The 11789-nt window shown below is 72.5% G+C and carries 10 protein-coding genes and 1 pseudogene; 10 read left to right on the top strand and 1 reads right to left on the bottom strand.

Annotation, left to right across the window (positions count from 1 at the left end; translation table 11 throughout):
* From Q8W71_RS31395 to Q8W71_RS31350, 10 genes are all read left to right on the top strand, one after another.
* Positions 1-1091: ABC transporter substrate-binding protein (locus tag Q8W71_RS31395; RefSeq protein ID WP_305529282.1), on the top strand; the 1091-nt coding region annotated here is incomplete at its 5' end.
* Between the two features lie 13 nt (positions 1092-1104).
* The gene (locus Q8W71_RS31390) at positions 1105-1980 is read left to right on the top strand and encodes a branched-chain amino acid ABC transporter permease (RefSeq protein ID WP_305529281.1); all 876 of its coding nucleotides are present in this window, start codon (positions 1105-1107) and stop codon (positions 1978-1980) included.
* A gap of 256 nt (positions 1981-2236) precedes the next feature.
* The gene (locus tag Q8W71_RS31385) at positions 2237-3157 is read left to right on the top strand and encodes a branched-chain amino acid ABC transporter permease (protein ID WP_305529280.1); all 921 of its coding nucleotides are present in this window, start codon (positions 2237-2239) and stop codon (positions 3155-3157) included.
* Positions 3154-4677 (top strand): ATP-binding cassette domain-containing protein, encoded by a 1524-nt coding sequence (locus Q8W71_RS31380; protein WP_370875595.1) that lies wholly within the window; start codon positions 3154-3156, stop codon positions 4675-4677. The genes Q8W71_RS31385 and Q8W71_RS31380 overlap by 4 nt, the downstream gene beginning before the upstream one ends.
* Before the next feature lie 190 nt (positions 4678-4867).
* The gene (locus Q8W71_RS31375; protein WP_305529279.1) at positions 4868-6103 is read left to right on the top strand and encodes an acyl-CoA dehydrogenase family protein; all 1236 of its coding nucleotides are present in this window, start codon (positions 4868-4870) and stop codon (positions 6101-6103) included.
* Positions 6100-7158: a phosphotransferase family protein gene (locus Q8W71_RS31370; protein WP_305529278.1), complete on the top strand. Its 1059-nt coding sequence runs from the start codon at positions 6100-6102 to the stop codon at positions 7156-7158. The genes Q8W71_RS31375 and Q8W71_RS31370 overlap by 4 nt, the downstream gene beginning before the upstream one ends.
* Before the next feature lie 2 nt (positions 7159-7160).
* Positions 7161-7940, top strand: a complete 780-nt coding sequence (locus tag Q8W71_RS31365) for an SDR family oxidoreductase (RefSeq protein ID WP_305529277.1) — start codon at positions 7161-7163, stop codon at positions 7938-7940.
* Positions 7940-8710 carry an SDR family NAD(P)-dependent oxidoreductase gene (locus Q8W71_RS31360; RefSeq protein WP_305529276.1) on the top strand — a complete coding sequence of 257 codons (771 nt, stop codon included), beginning with the start codon at positions 7940-7942 and terminating at the stop codon, positions 8708-8710. The genes Q8W71_RS31365 and Q8W71_RS31360 overlap by 1 nt, the downstream gene beginning before the upstream one ends.
* A complete protein-coding gene (locus tag Q8W71_RS31355; RefSeq protein ID WP_305529275.1) occupies positions 8707-10461 on the top strand; it encodes a class I adenylate-forming enzyme family protein in 1755 nt (584 codons plus the stop codon). The genes Q8W71_RS31360 and Q8W71_RS31355 overlap by 4 nt, the downstream gene beginning before the upstream one ends.
* 67 nt (positions 10462-10528) lie before the next feature.
* A complete protein-coding gene (locus Q8W71_RS31350; protein ID WP_305529274.1) occupies positions 10529-10849 on the top strand; it encodes a hypothetical protein in 321 nt (106 codons plus the stop codon).
* 59 nt (positions 10850-10908) lie between these two features.
* Here the strand turns inward: Q8W71_RS31350 and Q8W71_RS31345 are convergent.
* Positions 10909-11789, bottom strand: a pseudogene (locus Q8W71_RS31345) (IS630 family transposase); the annotation flags it as partial.

Raw genomic sequence — 11789 nt, 5'->3', positions numbered from 1 at the left:
AGGCGGTGCAGCTCGCCGCCGACGAGATCAACGCCGCGGGCGGCGTCGAGGGCCGCAAGATCGAGGTGGTCGCCTACGACGACAAGAGCTCGGCCGCCGACGCGGTCCGCGCCTTCCAGCGCGCGGTCAGCGAGGACAAGGTCAACATCGTCATCGCCAGCTACATCTCCGAGGTCGTGCTGGCGCTCATGCCCTGGGCGGCACGCCTCAAGACGCCGATGATCACCCCCGGCGCGGCGTCGAACGAGATCAGCCTCGCCGTCCACAAGGACTACGCCCGCAACAAGTACACCTTCCACGGCTACCTGACCTCGGCCGCGCTGGCGCAATCGGTCTGCGACGGCACCAAGGAGGTGCTGGTCGACCTGCTGAAGGCGAAGACGGCGGCGATCATGAGCGAGGACGCGGCCTGGACCCGCCCGCTCGACGCCGGCTACCAGGAATGCCTGCCGAAGGTCGGCCTGAAGGTGGTGGAGCACATCCGGTTCTCGCCCGATACCGGCGACTTCACCCCGATCTACAACAAGATCGAGGCGGCCAAGCCGGACCTGATCGTCACCGGAATCTCGCATGTCGGCGTGCAGCCGACCGTGCAGTGGCAGAACCAGAAGGTGCCGCTCGCCATGACCGGCATGAACTCGCAGGCCACCGCCTCGACCTTCTGGAAGGACACCAACGGCGCCACCGAGGGCGTGGTCTTCGAGAGCCTCGCCGTGCCGGGCGCGGCCATGACCGACAAGACGATCCCGTTCGGCGAGGCGTTCACGAAGCGCTTCGGCGGCGCGCCGTCCTACGCGGGCTACATGGCCTACGATCAGGTCCACTACATCGCCGACGCGATCAGGCGGGCGGGCTCGACGGAGGCCGACAAGATGGTCGACGCCCTGGAGAAGACCGACTGGACGGGCGTCTCGGGCCGCACCCAGTTCTACGGCAAGGACGATCCCTTCACCCACTCGATCAAGTACGGGCCGGGCTTCGTCACCGGGCTGCTCGCCCAGTGGCAGGCGGGCAAGCAGGTCGCGGTCTGGCCGGCCGCGATCGCCAAGGGCAAGGTGATCCTGCCGCCCTCGGTGAAGGCGGCCCAGTAGGGCGGGGCTCACGATGATCGCGCTTCAGATCCTCGTCGACGGCTTCGCGATCTCGGCGCTCTACGCGCTCGGGGCGATGGGCTTCACCCTGATCTTCGGCGTCTCGGGGGTGCTCAACCTCTCGCACGGGGCGCTGATGGTGATGGCGGCGGTGGCGGCCTGGGCCGCCTCGGCCGAGTACGGCATGGGCCCCTACGCGGGCGCCGCGCTCGGCGCCCTCTGCGGGCTCGCGGCGGCGCTCGTCACCTACTTCGCGGTGGTCGCCCCGATCGAGCGCAGCCGGGCCATCCCGGGCTCGGAGAAGGAGATCTTCGTGCTGACCGGCACGCTGCTCTGGGGCATCATGATCCAGCAGCTCGTGGCCTACTTCTTCACCGACAACCCGAAGACCGTGCGGCCGCTGATCGAGGGCGTGATCGAGATCGCCGGGGTGCGCACCCCGAAGAACCAGCTCTTCACCGCCGCGGTCTGCTGGGCGGTGATCGCGCTGCTGTGGCTGTTCGTGAACCGGACGCGGGCGGGCAAGGTGCTGCTCGCCGCCTCCATGAACCCCCGCGGCGTCACCCTGCTCGGCCACGACCTCGGCCGGGTCCACGTGGCGGTCTGGGCGATCTACGGGGGACTCGCGGGCATCGCCGGCGTGCTGCTCGGCATGTTCCTCGGCGTCTCGTCCTACTCGGTGGGCCCGCTCACCGCGAGCGCGTTCTCGATCGTGGTGCTCGGCGGGCTGGGTAGCGTCACCGGCTCGCTGATCGCCGCCTACGTCGTCGGCTACCTCGAGACCGCCACAGCCTACCTGATCTCGCCGGCCTACCGGGTGATCCCGGCGCTGCTGCTGCTCGTGGCCGTCATGTACCTGCGCCCGCAGGGCCTGCTGGGGCGCCGCTGATGGTTGTTTCGGGACTTTCCGTTCGCTTCCAGATGACACCGCGCGATCCTCGCGGCACCCCCTCCCCCCTCTGCGGGGGAGGGTGGCCCGCGAAGCGGGTCGGGAGAGGGGAGCCCGGCTTCCGAAAAGGGCAGGTCCGCGGTGAAGGCCGTAGCGTAATCCTGAACCGTCGCTCCCCTCTCCCGACCCGGCCTGACGGCCGGCCCACCCTCCCCCGCAGAGGGGGGAGGGAGCGTTGCGTCGGGAGGACCAGCCCATGACCCTCCTCCCCGTCCGCGGCCTCGCGATCGCCCTGCCGATCCTCGTCGCCGCCGCCCTGCTGCCGCTCGGCGTCTCCGGCTACATCCTCGGCCTCCTGACCATCGCCTACTACTTCGCCGTGTTCGCGATGGCCTGGGACCTGCTGTTCGGCTTCGCCGGCGAGGTGAATTTCGGGCCGACCTTCCTGATCGGGCTCGGCGCCTACGGGGCCGGCATCCTCAACAGCCGCTACGAGCTGCCGATCCCCTGGTGCCTCGCCGCCGGCACCGCGCTCGCCGTGGTCGGCGGGCTGGCGCTGGCGGTGCCGGCGCTGAAGGTGCGCGGCCCGTATTTCGGGCTGATCACCCTCGTCGCCGTGCTGCTGCTCCAGAACATGATCGTGGTGTTCGCCGACGTGACCGGCGGCGAGATCGGGCTGACCGTGCCCGACGTGATCACCATCGACACCAACACCAACTACTGGCTCGCGCTCGGCTTCATGGCCGTCTCCGGCGTGATCCTCACCGTCATCTCCCGCTCGCCCGCCGGCCTGATCCTCCAGGCGGCGGGCCAGGACCCGGTGGTGGCCGGGGCGCTCGGCTTCAACGTCGCCAAGCACAAGATCGCGGCCTTCGCCGTCAGCGCCGCCTTCTCCGGCCTCGCGGGCGGGCTGGTGGTGTTCTACATGGGGACCGCCTCGGTCGGCACGCTGATCGACACCGCGGTCGGGGTGCAGGTGATCATCGCCGCGGTGCTCGGCGGCCGGCGCACCATCGTCGGCGGGGCGCTCGGCGCCGTGTTCCTGATCGCGGCCGGCGAGCTGCTGCGGCCGCTCGGCGCCCTCTCGACCTTCGTGGTGTCGGCCGTCGCCCTCGTCGTGATCCTGTTCGTGCCCACCGGCCTGCTCGGCCTCGCCTCCCTGCGGAGGGCGCAGTGACCGTCGCCGTGCGTCCCGGCTCCCAATCACCGGCTTCATCGGCCGCGGTCCCGGCCGCGGCCGAGCCGTGCCTGACCGTGCGCGGCCTGACCAAGCGCTACGGCGGCCTCGTCGCGGTCAAGGGCGTCGACCTCGACCTGCGCCCCGGCGAGATCCTCGGGCTGATCGGCCCGAACGGCTCGGGCAAGTCGACGGTGATGAAGCTGGTGATGGGGCTGGAGAAGCCCAGCGCCGGCTCGATCCGCCTCGACGGCACCGAGATCGCCGGCTGGCCCTCCCACCGGGTGGCGCGCGCCGGGATCGGCCTCGTGTTCCAGCACGCCCGGCCGCTGATGCGCCAGACCGTGCTGGAGAACATCAGCCTCGCCCTGCTGCCCGACAGCCTGCTGCGGCTGGCGGCGGACCCTGCGGTCGGTGAGAGAGCGAAAGCCATCGCGGAGCGCGTCGGGCTCGGGGCGGTGATCGACCGGCGGCCCGGCACCCTGCCCTTCGCCGACCTGCGCCGGCTGGAACTCGCCCGGGCCATCGCCCGCGATCCCCGGGTGGTGCTGGTCGACGAGCCCTTCGCCGGTCTCACCGGGCCGGAGGTCGCGGCCTTCTCCGAGCTGATCCGCGGCTTTCGCGACGAGGGCAAGGCGGTGCTCCTCGTCGACCACAACGTGAAGAGCGTCGCCGCCCTCGTCGACCGGGTGTTCGCCCTCTACCTCGGCGAGCGCATCGCCGAGGGCAGCGCCGAGGCGGTGATGGCCGACCCGACCGTGCGCCGGGTCTATCTCGGCGGCAGCATCGAGACCGCCGCGCGGCCGGAGGCGAGCTTCAAGAGCGAGCCCCTGCTCTCCGTCGCGGGCGTCGACGTGCTCTACGGCAAGGCGCAGGCCCTGCGCGGGGTCTCGATCCACGTCCACGAGGGCGAGTTCGTCTCGGTGGTCGGCCTGAACGGGGCCGGCAAGACGACCCTGTTCAACGCGATCTCCGGCCTCGTGCCGCATGCCGGCACGATCCGCTTCGACGGACGCGACCTCGCCGGCCAGAAGGCCGCCGCCATCGCCCGCGCCGGGATCGTGCAGGTGCCCGAGACCCGCGAGCTGTTCGGCGACCTGAGCGTGCGCGAGAACCTCGACCTCGGCGGCCAGCACCTCACCCGGGCGGAGGCGGACAGGCAGCGCGACTGGCTCTACGACCTGTTCCCGATCCTCAAGGACCGCGAGCGGCAGACCGCCCGCACCCTCTCGGGCGGCGAGCAGCAGATGCTGACCATCGCCCGCGCCCTGATGATGCGCCCGCGCCTGCTGATCCTCGACGAGCCGACGCTGGGGCTCGCCCCGGTCATCCTGGAGCTGCTGTCGAAGGCGCTGGAGCGGATGCGGGCGACGACGCCGATCACCGTGCTGCTCGGCGAGCAGAACGTCACCTTCGCGCTGCCCCACGCCGACCGGGTCTACGTGCTGGAGCAGGCGCGGATCGTCTGGGAGGGCCCGCCCGACCGGTTCGCCGGGGAGATGGGGTCGAAGTATCTCTAGCGCCCTCCAGCCCGCGACCTCATCCTGAGGTGCGGGCGCGTGAGCGACCGCCTCGAAGGAGCCCTCCAGGGATCGCGCGTTGTCTGGAGCCCTCCTTCGAGGCCGCTCGCGCGGCACCTCAGGATGAGGTCGCGGATTGGACAGGACGCGGCGTTAGGCGCCTGGGTCCGGACTTAGAGGGAGCGGACGCTTGGATTTCGGCCTCTCGCCATCCCAGAAACACTGGCTGGAGCGCGTGCGCGGCTTCATCCACGCGGAGATCCTGCCCGCCGCCGAGGCGGTGAAGGCCGAGCGCGCGGCGAGCCGGGAGCCCTCCCCGACGCTGGAGCGGCTGAAGGACCGGGCGCGGGGCGAGGGCCTGTGGAACCTGTTCCTGCCCCCCTCCCCCGAGCACGACACCGACGACTACCGCGGCGCCGGCCTGTCGAACCTCGACTACGCGCTCTGCGCCGAGGAGATGGGCCGGGTCGGCATCAGTTCGGAGTGCTTCAACTGCTCGGCCCCCGACACCGGCAACATGGAGGTGCTGCACCGCTACGGCAGCCCGGAGCAGAAGGCGCGCTGGCTGCGGCCGCTGATGGACGGAAAAATCCGCTCGGCCTTCCTGATGACCGAGCCGGAGGTGGCCTCCTCCGACGCCACCAACATCGCCACCGCGATCCGGCGCGACGGCGCGCACTACGTCATCGACGGCCGCAAGTGGTGGTCGACCGGCGTCGGCGATCCGCGCTGTGCGATCGCGATCCTGATGGGCAAGACCGACGGGCAAGCACCCCGCCACCGCCAGCAGTCGCAGATCCTGGTGCCCCTCGACACGCCGGGCGTGCGGGTGGCTCGGCTGCTGCCGGTCTTCGGCTACGAGGACGCCCCCAAGGGCCACGGCGAGGTGGTGCTGGAGGGCGTGCGCGTGCCCGCCGACAACCTGATCCTCGGCGAGGGCCGCGGCTTCGAGATCGCGCAGGGGCGGCTCGGGCCGGGGCGGATCCACCACTGCATGCGCACGGTCGGCGCGGCGGAGGTGGCGCTGGAGGCGATGGCCCGGCGCCTCGTGGCGCGGGTCGCCTTCGGCCGGCGCCTCAGCGAGCAGTCGGTCTGGGAGCAGCGGGTGGCGGAAGCCCGCATCGACATCGAGATGACCCGCCTCCTCTGCCTCAAGGCCGCCGACATGATGGACCGGGTCGGCAACAAGGGCGCCAAATTGGAAATCGCGATGATCAAAGTCGCCGCCCCGCGCGTTGCCCTCAGGGTGATCGACGACGCGATCCAGGCGCATGGCGGGGCGGGGGTGTCGGAGGATTTCGGCCTCGCCAAGCTCTACGCGCAGATCCGCACCCTGCGGCTCGCCGACGGGCCGGACGAGGTGCACAATCGCTCGATCGCGCGCATGGAGTTCGCGCGCCATTCGAACGCCGCGGACGGCGCATGAGCGCGGGCGCGACCTTCACCGGCGTCAAGCCCGTCGAGCCCCGCCACCGGATCGACGAGGCGCGCTTGGCCGCGTGGCTCGGCGAGCACGTGCCGGGTTTCGCCGGGCCGCTCGCCGTGATGCAGTTCCGCGGCGGTCAGTCGAACCCGACCTACCGGCTGGAGACGCCGGGGGGCGCCTATGTGCTGCGGCGCAAGCCGTCCGGGACGCTGCTGCCCTCCGCCCACGCGGTGGAGCGCGAGTTCCGGGTGATCGCGGCCCTCTACGCGGAGGGCTTCCCGGTGCCCCGCCCCTACGCCCTGTGCGAGGATGGGGCGGTGATCGGCGCGGCCTTCTACGTGATGGAGGCGGTGGACGGCCAAGTGCACTGGGACGGGGCGCTGCCCGGCCTGTCCCCGCACGCCCGCCACCGCCACTACGCGGCGATGATCGCCACCCTGGCGCGGCTGCACGCGATCGACCCGGAGGCGGCCGGGCTCGGCGATTACGGCCGGCCCGGCAACTACTTCGCCCGGCAGGTGGACCGCTGGACCCGCCAGTACCGCGCCGCCGAGGACGGCCGGCTGGAGGATGTCGAGCGGCTGATCGCGTGGCTGCCCCGCACCGTGCCGGAGCAGGGCGGCGTCGCGGTGGTCCACGGCGATTACCGCCTCGACAACCTGATCTTTTCCGACGACGGCAGCGTGAGCGCGGTGCTCGACTGGGAATTGTCGACGCTGGGCGACCCGCTCGCCGATTTCAGCTACCTGCTGATGCAGTGGGCGCTGCCGGCCGACGGGCGCAGCGGCCTCGGCGGCCTCGACCTCGCGGATTTGGGCATTCCCGGCCGCGACGAGGCGGTGGCGCTCTACTGCCGCGCCGCCGGGCGCGAGAGCGTGCCCGATCTCGACTGGTACTTCGCCTACAACCTGTTCCGGCTCACCGGCATCCTCCAGGGGGTGGCGGCGCGGGCGCGGGCCGGCAACGCCGCGAGCGAGCACGCCGCCGCGATGGCCGCCCGGGTGCCGGCGCTGGCCGCCGCCGCCTGGGGTTTTGCCGAACGGGCGGGGGCTTAGAGGTGGAGCTGTCCGGCCGCGTCGTCGCCGTGACGGGAGCCGCCCGCGGCATCGGCCGGGCGCTCGCCGAGGCGGCCGCGTCCCGCGGCGCCCGGGTGGTCGCCCTCGACCGGGACGGGGCCGGCGCCGCCGAGACCGCCGCCCGCCGCGGCGGCACGGCATACGCCCTCGACGTCGGCGACGCGGAGGCGGTGTCCGCGGCGATCACCCGGATCGAGGCGGAGGTCGGGCCGATCGCCCTGTACGCCTCCAATGCCGGCGTGCTGGAGCGCGACCCCGACCCGCACCTCGCCACCTCCGCCGACCCGGAGCAGTGGGCGCGGTCCTTCGCGGTCAACGTCATGGGCCACGTCCACGCCGCCCGCGCCCTGGTCCCGCTCTGGCTCGCCCGCGGCGGGGGCGCCTTCCTCGGCACGGTCTCGGCGGCGGGGCTGCTCAGCCAGATCGGCAGCGCGACCTACGGCGCCACCAAGCACGCGGCGCTCGCCTTCCTCGAACACCTCGCCATCGCCCACGCGGAGGACGGGATCCGCGTCGCCGCCCTCTGCCCGCAGGGGGTCGACACGGCGATGCTCGGCGCCGCGAGCGCCGCCGCCCGGGACGGGGTGCTGGCGCCCGCCGCGGTCGCCGAGGCCGCCCTCGACGGGCTGGCGGCGGGCCGCTTCCTGATCCTGCCGCACCCGCAGGTGGCGGAGTACGCCCGCCGCCGCGCCGCCGACCCCGAGCGCTGGCTGTCCGGGATGGGCCGCCTGCGCCGCGCGATGCTCGCCGAGGAGCCGTGATGTCGCTGTTCGACCTGACGGGCAAGATCGCGCTGATCACCGGCTCGTCCCGGGGGATCGGCCGGGCCATCGCCCTGCGCATGGCCGAGCACGGGGCGCGGGTGGTGATCTCCTCCCGCAAGGCGGAGGCCTGCGCCGCCGTCGTCGCCGAGATCGAGGCGGCCCACGGCCCGGGCCGCGCGATAGCGATCCCGGCCAGCATCTCCGCCAAAGCGGAGCTGGAACACCTCGTGGCCGAGACGGAGAGGCGGCTCGGGCCGGTGGACGTGCTGGTCTGCAACGCGGCCAGCAACCCGTATTACGGACCGCTCGCCGACATCACCGACGCCCAGTTCAAAAAGATCCTCGACAACAACGTGCTGTCGAACCACTGGCTGATCCGGCTCTGCGCTCCCGGCATGATCGCCCGGCGGGACGGGGCGATCGTGATCGTCTCGTCGATCGGGGCGCTGAAGGGCTCGCCGGTGATCGGCGCCTACAACGTCTCCAAGGCCGCCGACCTGCAACTCGCCCGCAACTACGCGGTGGAGTACGGGCCGCACAACGTCCGGGTGAACTGCCTGTGCCCGGGGCTGATCCGCACCGATTTCGCCCGCGCCCTGTGGGAGGATCCCGAGATGCTCGCCGCCACCACGGCGACCGCGCCTTTGCGCCGCATCGGCGAGCCGGACGAGATCGCGGGGGCGGCCGTGTTCCTCGCCTCCCCCGCCGGCCGGTTCGTGACCGGGCAGGCGCTGGTGATCGACGGCGGCGTGACGATCGCCCGATGACCGATCCGTTCGCGCTGCCTCCCGATTGGCCGGCCCTCCCCTTCCGCGAGGCGGAAGAAAAACTCACCGCGCCGGGCTCGCCCTTCGCGATCGAGACCCGCCTGATCCGCGGCGTGCCGATCCGGGTCTGGACGCACGCCCCGCCGACGCTCCGCGACGTTTTCTTGAGAGCGCGCACGCACGGCCAAAAAACCTTCGTGGTCTACGGGGCGGAGCGCGCGAGCTTCGAGGGCTTCCACCGGGCGGCGATCGCCGTCGCGCACGCGCTCGCGGAGGCCGGCATCGTCAAGGGCGACCGCGTCGCCATCGCGCTCCGCAACCTGCCGGAATGGCCGGTCTGCTACTACGGCGCGCTGATCGCGGGCGCCATCGCCACCCCGCTCAACGCGTGGTGGACCGGGCCCGAACTCGCCTACGCGCTGGCCCATTCCGGCGCGCGGGCGCTCGTCGCCGACGGCGACCGTTTTTTTCGGATTCACCCGCACCGAGACACGCTGCCGGCGCTGGAGTCCGTGTTCCTCACCCGCGCCGCGCCCGAGCCCGGCACCCGCGCGCTCGGCGACCTGATCGGTCCGCCGGGCACCTGGGCGGACCTGCCCGACCGGGCGATGCCGGACGTGCCCCTCGGCCCCGAGGACGACGCCACCCTGTTCTACACCTCGGGCACCACCGGGCGGCCGAAGGGGGCGCTCGGCACCCACCGCGCCGCGGCCACGACGGTGATGGCCTACCCCTACTCCGCCGCGCGCTCGGCCCTGCGCCGGGGCGCGGCCCCGCCCCGGCCGGACCCCGCGGCGCCGCAGCGGGCGGCGCTGCTCGTCATCCCGCTGTTCCACGTCACCGGCTGCCACGGCACGATGGGCGGAGCGCTCTACGGCGGCCACCGCCTCGTGATGATGCACCGCTGGGACCCGGCGGCCGCCCTCGACCTGATCGAGGCCGAGGGCTGCACGGGGGCCGGCGGCGTGCCGACCATCGCGTGGCAACTCGCCGAGGCCGCCCGGGCGGCGGGGCGCGCGCTGCCGAGCCTGGAGACCGTCACCTACGGGGGCGCCCCGGCCGCGGGCGACCTCGTCCGGGCCCTGCGCGAGGCCTTCCCGCACGCCGCCCCGGCCACCGGCTGGGGCATGACCGAGACCTCGGCCACCTTCACCCACCACCAGGCCGAGGACTACATCGCCCACCCCGACTCCTGCGGGCCGCCGCTGCCGGTCTGCGAGACCCGGATCCGCGACCCCCTCGGGCGCGACCTGCCCCCCGGGGCGGTCGGCGAGCTGTGCGTGCGGGGCCCCAACATCGTCCGCGGCTACTGGGACGACCCGCAAGCCACGGCGGAGGTTTTCTCCGACGGCTGGCTGCGCACCGGCGACCTCGCCCGGGTGGACGGCGAGGGCTTCGTCACGGTGGTCGACCGGATCAAGGACATGCTGATCCGCGGCGGCGAGAACATCCACTGCATCGAGGTCGAGAACGTCCTCTACGCCCACCCGGACGTGATCGACGCGGTGGTGCTGCCGGTGCCGCACCCGACGCTCGGCGAGGAGCCCGGCGCGGTGGTCGCCCTCGCCGAGGGCGCCCGCGCGACGCCCGACGAGATCCGCGCCTTCGCCGCCGCGCGGCTCGCCGCCTTCAAGGTGCCGGTGCGGGTGGTGGTGTGGGACGGCCTGCTGCCGCGCAACCCCGCCGGCAAGATCCTGCGCGCGCCGCTGCGGTCGGTGTTTTCGGGGGACGGCGAGACGCCATCGCGCTGAGAGGCACAGGCCGACCTCCGGGTCGGTTCGGATGCGGAACGTCCGCTTCGGACGCGCGGAGCGGCGCGTGCCCGATCCGGTCGGCGAACAGGAGGACAGGATGCGGCGGACCTTGTTGCTGGCAACGGCGCTCATGATCGCGGCGCCCACCGTCGCGCGCGCCCTGGATCCGGGGATGATCGCACAGGGGCAGGTGCTCTCCGGTATGGCACGGGGCTACGCGGAACGCGGGTACGCCGAGCGCAGGGGCATCCGGTCACGACGCGCCGAGCCCAGTGAGGCGAGAACCCGGCAGACCTGCGCCAACGGGCGCGAGATGGTCCGCCGCGGAAGCCCCGATCCGCGGCTTCGCCATCTGCTCGCCCTGTGCCGCAGGGGCGGCTGGTAGGCCGCGCGGGCGATGGGATGGACGCGGGCGCGTCACGACAAGGATTGATACCAATGGCCCTAGATGTTGACCTGTGCCCAGTCACGCGAGGTCATGGATGTAACGAGGTCTGGGTCGTTGGCGAAGAAGTTCCAAGCGTCGCAGCAGGCGTCGACGATCTGTCGGTAGTCGCGGAAGACCCGGTTGGCGAGCTTGTTCTGGCGCAGGTACTGCCAGACCAGCTCCATCGGGTTCAGCTCGGGCGATGAGGCCGGCAGGTGGAGCAACGTGATGGTGTCCGGGACCACCAGGCCACGCGGTCGGCGCGTCTTGGCGGTGCCGTGATAGCCGGCACCGTCCAGAACCAGGATCGCGTGCGCGCCGGGCGCGACCTGCTTGCTGATCTCAGCCAGATGCAGCGACATCATCGTGGTGTTGACCGTCGGCAGCACCAGGGCCGCGCTGGTGCCGCGCGCTGGGCAGGCCGCCCCGAACACATACGTCCACTTGTAGCGTTGGTCGCGCGGCGCCCGCGGGCGCGTGCCCTTGCGCGCCCAGACCCGCGTCAGCGTGCCCTGCTGGCCGACGCGCGCCTCGTCCTGGAACCAGATCTCGAGCGGCTTGTCGCGGGCGGGCTCGGGCAGGATCTCCGCCACGCGCGCGGCGAAGTTTTTTTAAAAGCCTGCTGGGTCTCGTCGGTGGCCTTGGGATGCTGCGGGCGCACCGACAGCCGCACGAAGCCCAGTGCCGCCAGGTGCTTGCCGACCGTGCGCTCGTGCATCTCGACCCCGAACAACTCCTTGATCCGCGCCTGCAGGTCGACCCGGCGCCAGCGCACGACGCCATCCTTGTCGACGTCCGGCCCCGCCTCGACCAGGGCCGCCAGTTGCTGCTTCTGCTCGGGCGTCAGCTTGGCGGAGCGGCCCGGTGCCTGGCGGTCGCGCAGACCCGCCAGCCCCTC

This window comes from Methylobacterium amylolyticum, assembly GCF_030700245.1.
GTDB lineage: Bacteria > Pseudomonadota > Alphaproteobacteria > Rhizobiales > Beijerinckiaceae > Methylobacterium.
This window is presented reverse-complemented; position numbering and strand designations above follow the sequence as displayed.